Annotated in this window: 15 protein-coding genes and 1 pseudogene; 8 read left to right on the top strand and 8 right to left on the bottom strand. The window is 71.6% G+C overall.

Annotated elements, in window-relative coordinates; genetic code table 11:
* Positions 1–78 precede the first annotated feature (78 nt).
* A complete protein-coding gene (locus ACTXG6_RS07010; protein ID WP_445186944.1) occupies positions 79–363 on the bottom strand; it encodes a hypothetical protein in 285 nt (94 codons plus the stop codon).
* Positions 364–567: 204 nt separating this feature from the next.
* Between ACTXG6_RS07010 and ACTXG6_RS07005 the strand changes: the two genes are divergently transcribed.
* The 3 genes from ACTXG6_RS07005 to cysC all read left to right on the top strand — a co-directional run bounded on the left by ACTXG6_RS07005 (position 568) and on the right by cysC (position 3,032).
* On the top strand, positions 568–786 hold the full coding sequence (locus tag ACTXG6_RS07005; protein WP_445186943.1) for an ArsR/SmtB family transcription factor: 219 nt from the start codon (positions 568–570) through the stop codon (positions 784–786).
* Between the two features lie 548 nt (positions 787–1,334).
* Positions 1,335–2,390, top strand: a complete 1,056-nt coding sequence (locus ACTXG6_RS07000) for a hypothetical protein (RefSeq protein ID WP_445186942.1) — start codon at positions 1,335–1,337, stop codon at positions 2,388–2,390.
* A gap of 87 nt (positions 2,391–2,477) precedes the next feature.
* On the top strand, positions 2,478–3,032 hold the full coding sequence (cysC, locus tag ACTXG6_RS06995) for an adenylyl-sulfate kinase (protein WP_445186941.1): 555 nt from the start codon (positions 2,478–2,480) through the stop codon (positions 3,030–3,032).
* A gap of 176 nt (positions 3,033–3,208) precedes the next feature.
* Here the strand turns inward: cysC and ACTXG6_RS06990 are convergent, their stop codons facing one another.
* Entirely contained in the window at positions 3,209–3,871 is a 663-nt protein-coding gene (locus ACTXG6_RS06990) for a class I SAM-dependent methyltransferase (protein WP_445186940.1), read from the bottom strand.
* Between the two features lie 215 nt (positions 3,872–4,086).
* Here ACTXG6_RS06990 and mobA (ACTXG6_RS06985) point away from each other — a divergent pair.
* The 3 genes and pseudogenes from mobA (ACTXG6_RS06985) to mobA (ACTXG6_RS06975) all read left to right on the top strand — a co-directional run.
* Positions 4,087–4,206, top strand: a pseudogene (gene mobA / locus ACTXG6_RS06985) (molybdenum cofactor guanylyltransferase); the annotation flags it as partial.
* Between the two features lie 22 nt (positions 4,207–4,228).
* Positions 4,229–4,441, top strand: a complete 213-nt coding sequence (locus ACTXG6_RS06980; RefSeq protein WP_445190349.1) for a hypothetical protein — start codon at positions 4,229–4,231, stop codon at positions 4,439–4,441.
* Complete coding sequence (mobA, locus tag ACTXG6_RS06975) at positions 4,426–4,962, top strand: molybdenum cofactor guanylyltransferase (RefSeq protein WP_445190348.1); 537 nt, start codon at positions 4,426–4,428, stop codon at positions 4,960–4,962. The genes ACTXG6_RS06980 and mobA (ACTXG6_RS06975) overlap by 16 nt, the downstream gene beginning before the upstream one ends.
* A gap of 9 nt (positions 4,963–4,971) precedes the next feature.
* Here mobA (ACTXG6_RS06975) and ACTXG6_RS06970 read toward each other — a convergent pair whose 3' ends face one another.
* The 4 genes from ACTXG6_RS06970 to ACTXG6_RS06955 form a co-directional block, all read right to left on the bottom strand.
* Positions 4,972–5,952 (bottom strand): methyltransferase, encoded by a 981-nt coding sequence (locus ACTXG6_RS06970; RefSeq protein WP_445186939.1) that lies wholly within the window; start codon positions 5,950–5,952, stop codon positions 4,972–4,974.
* A complete protein-coding gene (locus ACTXG6_RS06965) occupies positions 5,949–7,706 on the bottom strand; it encodes a PEP-utilizing enzyme (RefSeq protein WP_445186938.1) in 1,758 nt (585 codons plus the stop codon). The genes ACTXG6_RS06970 and ACTXG6_RS06965 overlap by 4 nt, the downstream gene beginning before the upstream one ends.
* 68 nt (positions 7,707–7,774) lie before the next feature.
* The gene (locus ACTXG6_RS06960) at positions 7,775–9,658 is read right to left on the bottom strand and encodes a LuxR C-terminal-related transcriptional regulator (RefSeq protein WP_445186937.1); all 1,884 of its coding nucleotides are present in this window, start codon (positions 9,656–9,658) and stop codon (positions 7,775–7,777) included.
* Positions 9,616–10,713 (bottom strand): ATP-binding protein, encoded by a 1,098-nt coding sequence (locus ACTXG6_RS06955; RefSeq protein ID WP_445186936.1) that lies wholly within the window; start codon positions 10,711–10,713, stop codon positions 9,616–9,618. Before ACTXG6_RS06955 ends, ACTXG6_RS06960 begins: the two co-directional genes overlap by 43 nt.
* 386 nt (positions 10,714–11,099) lie before the next feature.
* Here ACTXG6_RS06955 and ACTXG6_RS06950 point away from each other — a divergent pair, with 386 nt between their 5' ends.
* Both ACTXG6_RS06950 and ACTXG6_RS06945 read left to right on the top strand, forming a co-directional pair.
* On the top strand, positions 11,100–11,555 hold the full coding sequence (locus ACTXG6_RS06950; RefSeq protein ID WP_445186935.1) for a hypothetical protein: 456 nt from the start codon (positions 11,100–11,102) through the stop codon (positions 11,553–11,555).
* 148 nt (positions 11,556–11,703) lie between these two features.
* On the top strand, positions 11,704–12,048 hold the full coding sequence (locus ACTXG6_RS06945; protein ID WP_445186934.1) for a hypothetical protein: 345 nt from the start codon (positions 11,704–11,706) through the stop codon (positions 12,046–12,048).
* Here ACTXG6_RS06945 and ACTXG6_RS06940 read toward each other — a convergent pair.
* Positions 12,045–12,734 carry a hypothetical protein gene (locus ACTXG6_RS06940; protein ID WP_445186933.1) on the bottom strand — a complete coding sequence of 230 codons (690 nt, stop codon included), beginning with the start codon at positions 12,732–12,734 and terminating at the stop codon, positions 12,045–12,047. The genes ACTXG6_RS06945 and ACTXG6_RS06940 overlap by 4 nt on opposite strands.
* A gap of 63 nt (positions 12,735–12,797) precedes the next feature.
* On the bottom strand, positions 12,798–15,476 hold the full coding sequence (locus ACTXG6_RS06935; RefSeq protein WP_445186932.1) for a helix-turn-helix transcriptional regulator: 2,679 nt from the start codon (positions 15,474–15,476) through the stop codon (positions 12,798–12,800).
* Positions 15,477–15,727: the final 251 nt, after the last annotated feature.

The raw sequence follows: 15,727 nt of genomic DNA, 5'->3' as shown, positions 1-15,727 counted from the left end.
TCCCTCTCCACCGCACAAAGTACAAAATCTCAGCCGAACCAGGCTCAATCGTTCAGAACCCGACGACCCGACAGAACCTCAGCCGTACACGACCCGCCGCAGCTGCCGCTCGGACAGCCTCGCCGCGACCACCCGCCGTTCCGCCAGCTCACCGGCGATGACCGGCCAGATCGCGGCGTTGCCGTGACCGCGCCGGTGCAGCTCGGAATGCCGCCGCCGAACGAACTGCTCGGTGGTCTCACCGAAGTAGGCGAGTACATCGGCGACCAGTCGGACGGCGGTCTCCGGAGCCAACCCGGTGGATGTCACCACGTGCCGGATCAGCTCGTCCTGTGCGACAGCCGGGCCGGCGAGAGCGCTCACGATTGCCGAGTTTGGCATCGCACGGCCCGTTGCGGCAATATCCTGCCCGAATTCGGGCACAGCAAGTCGGTAAGTCGTGTCGGACGCGACCATCAGCGTACCGCCAGTGCCGCGGCGCGGCCGAACACCGGCGGGCGACCGGCGAACCTCGCAGGCGCGGAAACCCGCTCACCCCGGGCGCCGCGCCGCGCCCACCCCGCGCAGGTGGCCAAGTCCCCGCTGAGCCACCACCTTCGGGTACTGCGTGCCGCCGGACTCACCTGGACCCGCGAGGAAGGCACCCGCTGCTTCGTCCGGCTGCGCCGCGATGACATCGACTCCCGGTACCCCGAACTGCTGGACGCGGTACTGGCTGCCGCCGGACAGGAGGACATCGGCGGCGACGTCGGGCTCGCCGTCCCGGCGGGTAGCGACAGCCCCTGAGCCGGCGACACGATGGGGTCGAGTCAGGGCACGGATCTCCCGGCCGCTCCATCTCCAGTAAATCGGTAAGGTTTTATTGCGGACGGTGTGAGATTCTCGCCAGTGTTCGTCCAGACGGTGGAAATCTCGACAGGAATCCGCTGTGTCGTGACGCAGCGTAGGCGGCCTGAGCTGCCTGGAAGATCCTCATAAGTTACGCACATATTTCGGATATCTGACTCCAAGAACACTGCGCTAAGCACTCATTCGATCTCGGGTCACGTCCGTCGCCCCTACACCCTCGACCTCAACCGTATCGGGCCATTCCACGTTCGGCGTCGGATCGGACGGTTTGGTAGCGTGCCCGGGTCACCCTGAGGGCCTTCTTAGTGTTGGAGGGAGCTCCCGATGCACCCGCGTCGTCCGACGCCTATTGGAATCTGCCGACTGTGTCAGAGGTAAGCACGCGCCGACCGCGGGTTTATCTCCACGTCGGGGCGCCGAAGACCGGAACCACGTATCTGCAGGACGTGTTATGGAATAACAGGGACGCGCTCCGCCGAGCCGGCGTGCTCTATCCGGGACTGAGCAAGGACGCGCAGTTCCACGCGGTGATGGATCTGCAGCGCTCGAATTTCCAGGAGCATCTCAACCCGGCGGTCCCCGGCGCCTGGGAGCGGCTGGTCGGCCAGGCCAGGGCCTGGCGCGGTGACGTGGTGCTGTCCCACGAGCTGTTCAGCATGGTCGACGGGCCGGTGGCGCGTACCGCACTCGAGCACCTGTCCTGGGCAGACGTACACGTCGTGCTCACCGCTCGCGACCTGGCCCGCCAGCTCCCCGCCGTGTGGCAGGAAGACATCAAGAACCGCCAGGTACTCACCTTCGCCGAGTTCACCCGCGAGCTGTCCGCGCCCGGCCCCGCGGCGCACTATCTCGCCAACCTCTTCTGGCGGATGCAGGACGTTCCCCGGGTACTCGACACCTGGACCACCGAGCTCCCCGGCGACCGGGTCCACCTGGTGACCGTGCCGCCGAGCGGCGCACCGGCCGGCGAGTTGTGGGCACGCTTCAGCCGGGCGACCGGTATCGGCGCGAATACGTGCGCGCTCGAGGAGCCAGTTGAGTCCAACCGGTCCATGGGAATTGCCGAGACAAATCTGCTCCGGCGGCTCAACGTCCTCATGGGGGACACTCTCGAGTGGCCAGCCTATGACGTACTGGTGAAAGACTTCCTGGCCCTCTCGGTAATGGGTGGACGTGAATCGAGCACTCCCCTACGGCTGCCCGACAGTGAATCTGACTGGGTCCGTCAGCGGTCCCGACAGATGGTTGACACCATCAGCCGACGGGATTATCAGATCATTGGCGACCTGACGGACCTCGTCCCACCGGCGGCGCCGGACGCGGGACGGCACCCGGACGATGTCAGCGATGTCGAACTGCTCGACACCGCCGTCCACGCGCTGGTCGGCATGCTGCATTGGGCCAGTGACCACGCCCCGCAACGACAGCCCGGGTGGCGCCGCAGGGCCATCCGGATCAGCCAGCGAAACGCCGCACTGCGGCAGCTACGCCGCCATTACCTGGCCGCGAAAGCCCTACGTGGAACGTATCGAATCCGCTGAGAATCTCGACCGCCCGATTGATAGGAATACATGCCAGCGGAAATGGACAGGGTCGGCACGCGCCCCGTCACGGAGCAGGGTTATGCCGTGGACCGCGATGCACGGAGTCGACTGAAGGGCCAACAGGCGCGCGTCCTGTGGCTCACCAGGTTGCCCGGAGCCGGCAAGTCCACCATTGCCGACGCCCTGGACCGCCGCCTGTTCGAACTCGGCCTGCACACCTACGTTCTCGACGGAGACAATGTGCGGAGCGGGCTGAACTCCGATCTCGGATTCGCCCCCGCCGACCGGACCGAGAACGTCCGTCGGGTCGCCGAGGTGGCGCGACTGCTGTTCGACGCCGGGCTCGTGGTGATCGTCGCGCTGGTGTCGCCGTTCCGCGGTGACCGGGAAGCCGCGCGCGGGCTGTTCGACGACGGCGACTTCCTGGAGGTCTGGGTCAACACGCCGTTCGCGGTGTGCTCGCGGCGCGACCCGAAGGGGCTCTACGCGCGGGCGCGGGCCGGCACGCTGCCGGACATGACCGGCGTCGGGCAGAACTACGAGGAGCCGGAGAACCCGCACCTGGTGGTCACCGGGACCGGTGCGCTCGAGGAGACCGTGCACCGACTGGTGGCCGCCGTCGTACCCGCGCCGCGGTAAGCCCGCACGAGAGCGGCGACCGCGTGGTCGACTGACGGTCGGGGGGTGCCCGCCAGAGCAGACGATCCGCCGCCTTGGGGGGGTTCGACGGCGGCTCGCCGGGACGACCACGCGGTCGCCACCTGTTCAGTCGACCCAGCAGCCCCAGCCGTTTCAGACTTCCGGTAACAGATTGATCACGCAGCCGGCCCCGGAATGGCGGCACCGGTCTTCGGCAGCGGGCGGCGGCAGACGTAGAGCCGGGCGGGCGGCAGGTTGGCCCACAGCGTGGAGCTGGTCACCACCTCGCCGAAGGTCTCGTGCAGCGTCGAGCGGAAGGCGCGCGAGCGCGGCGCCAGCCTGGTCGGCCGGTAGGCGATGGCGGCGAACACCCCGTCCCGGGCCAGCACCCGGGTGACCTGGGCGAGGATGCGTTGCTGCAGATCCGCCGGGAAGTTGCCCCACGGCAGCGAGCTGAGCACGACGTCGGCCTGGAAGACGTCCAGCTCGGCCAGCCGGTCGCCCAGCTCGCACGCGTCGCCCAGTACCCGGTCGGCCCAGGGCGCGACCTGCTCCAGCACGGCCAACAGGTGCGGTTCACGCTCCACCGCGAGGTGCCGCGACCGGGGAGCGAGGCGCGGCCCGACCGCCGCGCTGATCGCGCCGGTGCCGGCACCGAGCTCGACCACGGTCAGATCGCGGTCGGGTGAGATGAGCCCTGCCATCTGCCGGGCCACGATCGCGGAGGTGGGCGCGATCGCGCCGATGCTCGCCTGGCTGCGCAGCGCCTGGCGCAGGAACGTCGCGGTGCCCCGGCGGCGGGAAGCCGTCGAGGTACTCGGTTGCGCGGTGACCGACACTAGGGAGGTCCTCTCCTCACGGTGGGTTGTGGTCGCGTGTAGCCGAGCAACGCCCACTCGCATCGACCTGACGTGCCGCCGGGTCAAACGTTGCAACGGTGTCCTCGCGAAGACCCGGGTACGAAACGGCAACGTACCTCCCCGGCCGCCGCCCGGCATTCCCGGCTCCTCGGTCCGAGGTCCGCGGAGCCAACGACCGGGCTAGTGTCGCCGTAATGCAGACCGGTGCCGATACCGCCGCGGGCGTCGTACTCGCGGGTGGGCGCTCCTCGCGCATGGGCACCCCGAAGTCCGGCCTGGAGTGGCGCGGCTCGACGTTGTTGTACCGGACGGTCTCGCTGGTGGCCCGCACGGTGGGTGGCCCGGTCGTCGTCGTGGGTGCGCCCGGGCCAGCTGCTGCCGGCGCTACCGGCCGGGGTCGCCGTTGTGCAGGATCCGGTCGAGGGGCTCGGCCCGATGCAGGGGATCGCCGCCGGGCTGGCCGCGGTCGCCGACCGCGCGGCCACGGCGTTCGTCTGCTCCACCGGTTCCTGCACACCGCGTACGTGCTGCGCGTGCTGCGCGGGCTGACGGTGCCGGATGTCGACCTGGTGCTACCGGTCGCGCGTGGTTTCCGACAGCCACTGGCCGCCGGCTACCGGACCTCGCTGGCCAGGCTGATCACGGATCTGGTCGCCGAGGGCAACCTCCGCCCGGGCATGTTGTTCAAGCACTGCCAGGTCCTGCAGCTCGAGGACACGGAGCTGCTCGCGGACGCCGCGCTGGCCCGCTACGACCCGAAGCTGGACTCGGTGGTGAACATCAACACCCCGGAGGACTACGCGGAGGCACACGCACGCCCGCCGGCGGAGATCACCGTGCAGTGTTTCGGCGCGTTGGCCGGCGACGGTCGGCGGGGCCCGCGCCCGGTCCGGGCGGCAACGCTGGATGAGGCCGCGAGCGGGGTCGGACTCACCTTGGACCGGCAGGTGGTGGCGGCGCTGAACGGTGACCAGCTCACCCGCGACGGGCAGGTGCCGCTGGTCGCCGGGGACAGCGTGGTATTCAGCTCCGGCGACGGCGGCTCCGCTGACCTGCGCCGACCCCGCTGAGCAACATCGTCACCGACCGGGCGCGGTGCAGGTGAGCAGAGCCAACGCGGGTTGCTCGGACAGCGAGACCGCCGAGAGGCCCCGGTAGCCGGCCTCCTCGGTCCAGCTGGCGTAGCGCTCCAGCGGGTACACCGCGCCGGCCGCGGTGCGCAGCCGCAGCCCGAGGGCGTACAGGCCCAGGTACCAGCGTTGCGCGGGATCCTCGGCGGGCAGCGCGTCGACGATGGCGAGCGTTCCGCCGGGACGCAGTGCGGGCCGCAGCCGCCCTAGCAGAACCCGGTTCGCGTCCGGGCCGAAGAGGTGGCAGACGTTGCCGAGCAGGATCAGGTCGTAGGCCGCCGCCGGCAGGTCGACGGTGAAAATGTCACCGGCGGAGAACCGGAACCGGCCGGTCAGCCCGGCCGCCTCGACCGCCCGGCGGGTGCTGCGCAGTACGTCCGGCACGTCCACGGCGGTCACCCGGACTCGCGCGTCGGTCCGGGCGAGCGCGATGCTCCACGGCGCCGCGCCGGCGCCGACATCGAGCACCTCACCCCCGACCGGAGCCAGCAACTCGGCCGCACGCTCCACCGCCGGGGCGAACAGCCGGGACAGTGTGGCCACGACCTCGGGATAGAGCTCGGCCGCCCCGGCCGGGGTGTCCCCCGCGAGATGCGGCAGCCCGGACCGAACGACCTCGTCGAGGTGCGACCAGCCGGCGGCCAGGATGGTGCACCAGCTCGCCTCGTGGGTGGCCGCGTACCTGCCGTCGGACTGTCGCCGGAGCACGCCCAGCGCATCGAGCGCGTCCAGGAGCAGCTGCGTCGGGCCCGGCGCCGTGGCGCAGTGCCGGGCGACCTCGTCGGCGCCGGCCGGTGCCGCACGCAGGAGATCGAGCACGCCGAGGCGGGTTGCGGTGTGGAACGCGGCGGCCGCCTCGACGATGTTGCCCAGCCGGACGAGTCGCTGGTCCGCGCGCTCGACGGCGACCGGGATGAGGTCCGCGCTCATCGGACGACCCGCACGACGCCCCCGGTGCCGTCGACGGTGACGATCTGCCCGTCGATCAGCCGGACCGTGCCGTCGTGGGTGCCGACCACCGCCGGCAGGCCGTACTCCCGGGCGATGATCGCCTGGTGGGAGAGCAGACCACCGCCGTCGGCGACCAGTGCGCCGATGCTGGCGAACAGCACCGACCACACCGGGGAGGTGGCCGGGCAGACGAGCACGTCACCCGGCTCGAGCCGGTGGAACTCGCTCTCGCCTCGGATGATCCGGGCCGGGCCGGTGTAGCTGCCCGCGGCAGCCGCGACTCCGGAGAGCTCGGTCGCGCCGGAGTGGGGCTCGATCGGACGGTGGCCGGCGATCGCCTGCGCGCCGAAGGCGTGCTCGAAGGTCCAGAGCAGGGCTTCGTTGACCAGCCGGGCCTCGGCGGGCAGCGCCGACAGCGGTGGTGGCGGACCGGGTGGGCAGCCGTAGGACGGGGGGCCGGGGTGGGCGAGAGTCCAGGCCCGCTCGCCGATCCTCCGCCTGGTCTGGGTCCGGCAGTCGAGGCGCTCCCGCAGGGCGGCCCGGAGCCGTGCCGGTGCGAGGTGGAAGGCGTCGCCGGGGTCGTCGAGCAGTCCCGCGGCGGCCAGCCGCCGGCCGATCTCCCGCGCGGCCCGATGGGTGAGGGCGATCGGCGCGCTGAACGTGAAGAACTCGTTGTCCTCCCGGACCGGGTAGGCCAGCAGCGCCCGGTCCAGCGCCCGGTCGAACCGTTGCCGCCGCGCGGGGCTCTGCCCGTCGAGCAGGCGCAGCGCCTCGGCCCGGACGTTCGTCCGCCGCGCCCGATTCGCCTCGTCGGCGGCGGCGAGGTCGAAGCCGGTGGCGAGCTGGTCGCGGATCAGCGCCAGCGCCAGGTCGGGCCCATCGTCCAGGCAGGGATCGGCGATCTCGTAGCTGAGCGCCCGGTGGCCGTACTCCCGCTGGTAGCTCTCGAACTCGGCGGCGAACTGTTCGTCGGCGGCGAGCACCGCCCGCGCCGGTGCGCCGCCCTCCAGCAGCCGGCGCACCGCCGGTCGGTCGGCGAGGCCGGCGGCGAGCGCGGCCAGCGCGCGTGCCGGCGCGGTGGACGTCTCGGACGTGCCGGCGAGCAGCTCGAAGACCTTCGCCTCGTCCCACCCGAACAGGTCCCGGCAGGTGAAGGCCAGCTCGCCGAGCGCGATCGCGAGGGGGCCGTGGAGCCGGAAGTGGACAAGCAGGCCGTGCTCGGTCAATGCGAGCGCGTCACCCAGGTGTTCGTCGAGCCGCGCGTCGTCCAAGGCGGCGAGGTCGACCGCACGCAGCTCCGCGATCCGTCCGATGAGATCGGGGCGCCACTCCTGGGCCCAGCGGCGCAACAACGCGCCCGGGACGTCGGACCGCAGCGCGGCGACGCTCGCCCGGATGCGTCGGCGCAGTGCCGGCACGAGCCGGAAGGCGAGCGGGACCAGCCAGGTCGGGAGTGCCGGCGGCTCCTTGCCACCCAAGGGGACGAGTCGCGCGTACTCCCAGCCGCCGATCTCCCGGAACTCGAGCGTCTCGAACAGAGCACCGAACTCGGCGCACATCCGCTGGGTCCCGACGCAGATGGCCTTCCTCCCGACAGCGCGGGTGAAGGCCGTCCACGGCAGCGGCGCATGACTGGCCTCGCGGATCCAGAAACCCTCCGGCGGGTCCACCGACAACGGGATCGGCTCGATCCCGCGGTTCTGCGTCCCGTCGGTGCTGAGTTGAACGGTCATAGCGACGACCTCCGGTGCTGGTTGCCGCAAGCCTGGCGCCCCACGTGGCCGGCGTGGCATCGGTCGCCTTACGTATTTCCGCGGCCGGCATACGTATCCGGTGGCAGCTCCTCCAGCACGTAACGGGTCAGCGCGGTCCGGGACGTGAGCCCCAGGCGGGCGTAGCTGTTCTGCAGGTGGGTGGTGACCGTGCGGATGCTCAGGTACAGCTGTGCCGCGATCTCGGGGTTGGACAGCCCCCGCGCGACGAGGCGGGCGACCTGCTCCTCGCGGGCGCTCAACCCACCGGCACGGGGTTGCCGGCGCGGCGCGGGTGGACGCTGCCCGAGGCGGCGCATCAGCCGCCGACCCCGGTCGAGGAGCGACTGCGCGCCCAGTCGCTCCAGCGCCCGCAGGGATTCGTCGAGCGCACTGTCCCAGGGGGCGGCCCGCGTCGCGGCCAACTCGGCGAGATCGAGGCGGGCCACCGCGGCCTCGTAGACGAACCCGAGCGCCGCCAGCTCGTCGCCGGCGCGGCGTAACAGCGTCTCGTCGCGGTCCACCCGGCCGTGAATCCAGGCGGCCAGCGCGCCGGGGTACGGCGCACCCGGCCCCAGAGCCGCCAGTGCGCGCGCGGTCGCGGCGGCCGCTGGCAGGTCCCCGAGGGCGATCCGCGCCTCGGCAAGGGCCGACAGGGCGGTGACCTGCAGTGTGCTGGCCCGGCGCAGGCTGTCCTCGGCCCGTACCGCCGCCGTGGCCACCTCACCCATGGCCAACGCCGCCCATGCTTCCACCAGCTCGATCGGCGCCAGGCCATGACGATCCACCGCCGACGCGCGTTCCAGTGCCTCACGTGCCCGCACCGCGCACCGCATCGCCTCGACCGGCTGGCCCCGCCGCAGCAGTACCAGTCCGCGCAGCGCCAACCCCGACGCGGTCGCTCGCGGCGGCCCGACCCGCTGACCGAGGTCGATGACGTCGCGGGCCTGCCGCAGCGTCTCCGCCCAGTCGCCGGCGAAGAAGGCCGCGATCCCCAGATTGGTCCGTGGTGACCGTTCGAGCGTGGGTACCCCGGTACGCCGGGCGCAGTCCAGTGCATCCCGCGCCAGCCGGCTCGCCGACGCCAGATCGCCCCAACCGAGCTCGACGAAGAAACCCGGGCGGCGCGCAGACTCGCCGAGCTCGTCGGGGAGCTCACTCACCAGCCGCAGCAACGCCGTCAGGTGTACCCGGCCCTCCGCGTAACGCCCGGCCATGCCGGCGACCTGCAATCGACCGGTGTGCACCCCGAACCAGGCCTGAGGCGATTCGAACCGCTGCCGCAGCTGCTCCAGGTCGGCGGTCACGGCGCCGATCTCGGCGGAGTCCTCCGACCTCAGTGCGATGTGCATGCGCGTCAGCGCCAGCGAGACATGCACCGGGCCGGGCGGCACCCGCGTCAGTTGCGCCTCAGCCTCACTGACGTGGCAGCGGCCCTCCCGATAGCGCCCGACCTCCACCTCGAGCTGTGCGGCGCGCTGCAATCGCTCGGCCCGTCCGACACCGTCGTCGCGGGCGGCCGCCGCGGCCAACCACGCCGACACCGCCCGCTCCTGATCGCCGACCAGCCCGTAACCCTGCGCGAGCCGGTCGTGCAGGCCGGCCACCGCGTCCGGCCTGTCGAGCGTTGCGGTCAGGTCGAGGGCCGCACGGACGTCGGCCAGCACCTCGTCACCGGCCCGGCGGGCCAGCGCGTCGTCCGCCGCTGCGACCAGGACGTCGAAGGCGTAGCCGGCGTCGACCTCGTCGCCCGCCCTGCGTACATGCGTGGCGAGCAGCCCGCGCTGCTCCGGTGCGGAGTCCTGCACCGCTCGAGCGACATCGGCGTGCCGACGGCGGCGCACCACGAGCGGTAGCAGGTCGTAAGCCACCTCGCAGAGCAGGGCATGCGTCACCCGGTACCGGATCCGGCCGTCGATGACCTCCTCCACCACGACGCCATCGGCCCGCAGGGCGGAGAGACCACCAGCAGACCCGCACCCGGCATGAGCTGCTCGAGCAGGGCGTGGTCGGCCCGCGTACCGCACACGGCGAGCAGGTCCAGCACCTGGCGGGCATCCCCGGGCAGCCGTCGGACCCTCGACTCCACCAACGCGCTCACGGCCGCGGGTACCGCCTCGGCGTGCTCGGGGGCCAACGCCCACAGCCCCTCGTACCGGTACAGCGCTCCACTCTCGACGAACGATCCGACCAGTGCATCGACGAACAGCGGCAGACCGCCCGAACGCGAGGTGAGAACGTCCAGGAGCCCGGCGGGGACCGCCCCGTCGAGCAGGTTGTGCGCCAGCAGCCCGACGGCCTCATCGCTCAGGCCCGTGAGCGGCAGTTCCGTGAGCGCCCCGGCACGCCGCAGGCCGGCGAGCAGCTCACCCAGTGCGGCATCGGCCTCGTCGTCGCGGTAGGTGAGGATCGCCAGGACCGGACGGCCGGCCAGGCCGCGGACGAGGTAGTGGAGCAGGGCCAGGGAGCCCCGGTCGGCCCAGTGCGCGTCGTCGAGCAGCAGCACCACCGGCTGCCGGGCCGACGCCCGCTCCAGCAGCCGACACACCGACTCGAACATGCGGGTGCGTTCCAGCCCGGGATCGCGAAGCTCCGGACTCGGTGGCAAGGACAGGTCGCCGAACAGCCGCCCCAGGTCCGGCAAGCCCTCGACCAGCGCCGACCTACCGGGCCCCGCCGGCGCGCACACGAGCGGCCGCAACGCCTCGACCAGCGGTGCGTACGCCAGATCTTGCTGCAGGGCACCGCCGGCGCCGGCCAACGGCAGAAAGCCGCGATCCCGCGCCACCGCCAGGCACTCCTGGGCAAGCCGCGACTTGCCGACCCCGGCCTGCCCGGACACGGCCAGGACCTGGGCCTGGTTCTCCAGCACCCGGGGCAGAACCGTCCGCAGGGCCCGTAGCTCGGCGTCCCTGCCCACCAGTGGGGCGGCGGCGGCAACAACAGCGTTCATCTCGCCGACCACCTCCCAGCGGGAACCGGCCGTCACGGTCGACACCTCGACGGGGAGAATACGGCTGGTTACGCCGGATGCCAACGCCGCGGGCGGTCTTTCAGGGCATACGCCCTCCCGACGATCGAGTCACCGACCGGCCAATCCGGCACATCTTCCCAGCTCAGGTGGGCTGGAGCTGCACGGATGGGCTCGAAGCGACCCGCGGACCCTTAGCCTGAATGCTCCTCGCCAAAAACACCAAAAAAGAGGAAACGAACGGGCCGAATAGACGACTGAAGGACCGATTCGTCGAATGATCTCGACTAGGCCGGGAGAGTGAAATAGTTTGATCCAAGAAACGGGATGCGCCATTTTTCGATGAACCTCTGAGGCCGAATTTTTGACGGCCATCGTGAATCAAACCTCCGAAAGGAGTCGCAGTGATTTCCACTACGAAGGCCCTGGTTACCGCCGGGCTGACCATCGGGCTGATCGCCGGCGGCGCCGGTACGGCGTTCGCGGCCACGCCCACGGCGACAGGTAGCACGGCCTCGATCGTGAGCGCCGAACCGCCGCACCTGATCCCCCAGCCCCCGGGCCCGCGCCACGACGACCAGAAGCCGCCTCGCGGCCCCGGCAATGACGGCAACTGGGGCGGCAAGGGTCCGGACCACAACCGGGACGGCAACTGGGGCGGCAAGCACAACCGGGGCGACAACTGGGGCGACCGCAACCGGGGCGACCACAACCGCGACCGCGACCGCGACCGGGGTCACCGCGACCACGACCGCGACTGGGGCGTCAGCCCGGAACGGTGCCGCGATGGCGGTGGCCACGTGAACTGGCACCGTGATCGCTGTGACGGTGGGCGCTTCGACGGTGACCGTATCCGCTAGCTGATACGGCTCAAGTGGGAACCGAGACAGTGGGTCCGCCGGCGGATTGGGCGCCCACTGTTTCAGCCGCTGCCCGACCAACCCTCGGATGCCTCTGGACGGGGAGCGCGCGGCACGGCATCGTCATGGCGTGACAACCTGCTGGCGCATGTCGCCCTTGGTCTTCGTGGCGCTGATCGCGCTGCGCGCCAGGTGGCTGGCCGGCTTGATCTCGAGTTCCGCCGGACGGACAGCGGCGCCGGTCGCGTCCTCGACAACGTCGACGACGCTGTCCACCGCACTGAGCACGCTGCGCGGAGGTAGCGGAGTTTCGCAGTTCTTCGTGTGGTTCTACCTCGTCCTCGGCGCAATCCTCGGCATCACGCTGCTCTCGAGGGTCCTGAGCTCCGTGATCGACGAGATCAAACTGCAGCGGGAGCTCTACCAGCCACCCCGTCCGCTGTCAGCGGACCGGTTCCGCCCGAGATCGCACCGATCCGGCCCCAGCAGCTAGCTGGTCACTGCCTGTGGCTCGGCGGTGGCCGGCGGGGTGCTGGGCTGGCCGGCGGGTGAGCTCCTGGCAAGGGTGATCCCGAGGCACAGCAGCCAGATGCTGACCAGGCCGGCGCCAAGGTAGACGTTCATGTGGCCACCCGGCGCGATGAACCCGGTCTGCCCGAAGATCGTGACCGTCTCGATCGTCTGTTCGGCCAGGGCGACCGCTCCGACGACGCCCAGCCACCGCGGCAGCACGGCGCGCCGGCCCCAGGACAGCACGACGACCGGGGCCAGCATGGTGATCGTGACGCTGTTCAACACCGGGCCCCAGAACGATGCCACGTCGAGCAAGGTGCGCGCCGTCGCGGGCTCCAGCTGCTCGGCGTGCCAGGACAGCCCTGCCCAGATCCAGGTGCTGACCGTGGTCTCGGCGATCAGGGCGACCGCGCCGATGACAAACACGTCGCGGTGCGGCCGGGGCAGTCGGGCGCGGACGAGGGCGATGAAGGTGGCGAAGGCGGGCACGAACAACACCATCAACCAGGCGTACATCCTCGCCTGCCCACCATGGGCGACGAACCAGTCGGCTACCTCCTGGCCGCTGGCCGAGGGCCCCGGAGGCTCGCCCAGAGCTGTCGTGCCCACAAAGATCAGCACGACGGCGGCGACAGTAGTGGTGTACAGAAGCGTGGCTGACCGCATGGGTGCTCCCGAAGGCGAGTTGACCGGTTAGGACGATAGGCGGCACACGCTAGGCACGATCGGCTACGAGAACATCTGCCGATCGGCAGAGAGTTCCCGGCGGGCAGCGGCCGCCGCGAGCTCGGCGCGGGTGCGCACCGCCAGTTTGGCGAACACGTGCCGCAGGTGGGTGCGGACCGTGCCTTCGGTGATCAGGAGTTGGTCGCCGATGGCTCGGTTGCCCAATCCAGCTGCAGCCAGGTTGACGACGTCGAGCTCGGTCGGGGTGAGGCTGGCCCATCCGGAGCTGGGACGGGTGCGGCGGCCGCGGGAGCGCGTCGCGTACGAGACCGCCTGAGCGGTGGTGAGTGCGGCGCCCTCCCGGTGCGCGACGGCCAGGTCCACGGCCTCCAGCCGACCGGCCACCGCCGGTTCGTCCTTCTCCCGCATCAGCGCGGCAAGCGGGGACAGCACGCAGCCCAGGTCGCCGCGCAGCCGGTGACTCGCGGCGTGCAGCCGCGCCGCGACGACGATCCGCCCGCCGTCCAGGGCCAGCCCGGCGATGAGGTCGAGCGCATCGGGCACCAACGGCCGCAACCCGGCCCGGGTGGCGTCGGTGAGCGCGCGGTAGGCGTCATCGGACGCGTCCTGCCCGAGTGCGCGCCGGATCGCACCGAGGACCAGGGTCGCGGCGCAGGCGGTTTCCCGGTTGCCGAGCGCGGTGGCCCACCTCAACGTCTCATCCGCCGTTGTGTGCGCGGCCTCGGCGGCGCCGCCGGCGAGGCGGGTGACCGCGAGCATCACCGCCGCCTCACCCCCCAACAACTCCACGCCCGAGGCCGCCGCGATGGCCAGCGCCAACTCGATCCGCTCGGCCGCGGTGGTGGGGTCGACCCACGCCGCGGTGACCGCCGCGGCCAGGCCGAGCGCCTCGGCGGCCATCATGCCGGGGTGGTCGTCGAGGAACGACGCATGTGCGGTGAGCAGCTCGGTCGCCTGATCAGTACGGCCGAGCTGGCAGAGCGCCCGCGCCAGGGGGGGCAGGACGGTGCTGGCGCTCACCGGTTCGCCGATCCCGACCGCCAGACTGATCGCGGCCCGCCCGTAGGTGCACGCTTCCTCGAAGTGTCCGGTCTGTGCCGCCACATCGGCCCGGATCGCGGCATCCCAGGCCCGCAGCTGGGCATGACCCAACCGGGCGAGCGCGGGCAGCGCCGCATCCGCGCAGCCCAGGGCCGCCGCGTGATCGGTCCGGAACAGGTGGGTGTACGCCAGGGCCTGCAGCGCCTCGACATGGCCCCAGTCGTCCCCGGCTCCGGCAGCGAGGTCGACAGCCTCGGTGAGGACCAGCTCCGCGGCCGCCGGATCCACGAACAGCTCCGCGATCCCGACCAGGATCAGCGATCGCGCCCGGATGGCGGTGGCTCCCGCGGCGGCGGCCTGCTGGGCGGCCGCCTGGGCCAGCCCGAAACCGACCTCGAGATCACCGGAGTACGTGGTGAGGAACGCGTTCGCCCAGGCCAACCCCGGCGGCACGGAGCCCAGCGCGGCACTGATCCGCTCCGCCCAGCTCCGGCCCTCGGCGCTGCGCCCGCGCAGGAACCAGCCGAAGGCGAGGTCGACCACGATCCCGGCGGCCACGTCCAGGCCTGCCCCGGTGACCAGGGCATTGGCCAGTGCCGAGCGCACCGCGGCGTCGTCCCGCGCCACCCGGGTCAAGGCCTGTGGCTCGGCCCGCCCGAGACCGACGCTCGACGAGCCGGCCAGCTCGGCCACCCACGTGATCAGCCGGGCGTGCGCCTGTTGTGTGCTGTCCGCGTCCCCGAGCTCGGTCGCCGCGAAGTCGCGGATGGTGTCGAGCAGGACGTACTGGCTCTCCCCGGCGTCGAACTGCACCAGGCAGTGATCCACGAGCGTCTCCACCGCCGCCCGCCCGCCCGGACCGGCGACCGCCAGCGCGGCGTCGAGGGTGAAGCGGCCGGCGAACACCGACAGCGCGGCCAGCACCCGCCGCGCCCCCTCGCCCACCAGCTCGGCACTCCAGGCAATCGAGGACAGCAGCGAACGGTGCTGGGGCAACACGCCCGGGTCACGGGTGGCCAGGAACCGCAGCCGCTGCGCCATCCCGGCCTCGACATCAGCCAAGGGCAGCGCGCGGGCGTGGGTCGCGGCCAGCTCGATGGCCAGCGGGAGACCGTCGGCCAACTGACAGATCCTGCGCGTGGCGGCGTCGGTGACCGCCCCGGTGGGCAGCCCGGGCTGAACCCGGCGGGCCCGGTCCAGGAACAGCGCGGGGGCCTCGCCGTCGCCGTCCAGCCCGCCGATGGACAGCACCGTCTCACCGGCCACCCCGAGCGTGACCCGGCTGGTGACCAGTACGCGCAGTCCCTCGCAATCCCGTACCAGGACGGCGACCAGGGCGGCGACCTCGTCGCGGATCTGCTCGCAGTTGTCCAGCACCAACAGACCACCGGCCCGCCCCAACCGGTCTCGCAACCGGTCGAGGGGGCTGCGTCCCGGCTCGTCCCGGAACCCGCAGCCGGCCAGCACCGCCAGCGCCAGCGCACCGCCCTGCCGGACCGAAGCGAGCTCGACGAAACCGTGCAGCTCGAACGAGCCGCACCGAACCGCCTCGCTCACCAGCCGAGTTTTCCCACTGCCCCCCGGGCCGACAACCGAGACCAGCCGCTCCCGCCCCACCAGCCGCTCGACCGCGCTGAGCTCGCCGCCCCGACCCACGAACGACGACGCGACAACCGGCACCACTGCCTGCCCCCGCCCGAGATCGCGCACAACCCAGGAGTCTGCTCGCCCAGACCTCCCCTGGACAGAAATCTGAGCGGCTTGGGCCAATCGTGGTCTCACGTCGGGCGGAGACGTTCGTGCGGCAAACGGTTGGCTGACAGCGGACACCCAGCCGGTGCTCAGGTTTGCTGAAGGTAGGGCTGCTCTGGACAGCCGCTCGGCAGCAGACGTTTGGTCGCTTTGCTCCCCGCTGGTCGGGTCGAGGCGGC

The organism is Pseudonocardia sp. Cha107L01 (assembly GCF_052566575.1).
This window is presented reverse-complemented; position numbering and strand designations above follow the sequence as displayed.

Bases quoted from the DNA above. Each gene is read 5' to 3' on its own strand.
- ACTXG6_RS06970 (WP_445186939.1), bottom strand. From the start codon at position 5,952: ATGAGCGCGGACCTCATCCCGGTCGCCGTCGAGCGCGCGGACCAGCGA.
- ACTXG6_RS06965 (WP_445186938.1), bottom strand. From the start codon at position 7,706: ATGACCGTTCAACTCAGCACCGACGGGACGCAGAACCGCGGGATCGAG.
- ACTXG6_RS06945 (WP_445186934.1), top strand. From the start codon at position 11,704: ATGTCGCCCTTGGTCTTCGTGGCGCTGATCGCGCTGCGCGCCAGGTGG.
- ACTXG6_RS06940 (WP_445186933.1), bottom strand. From the start codon at position 12,734: ATGCGGTCAGCCACGCTTCTGTACACCACTACTGTCGCCGCCGTCGTG.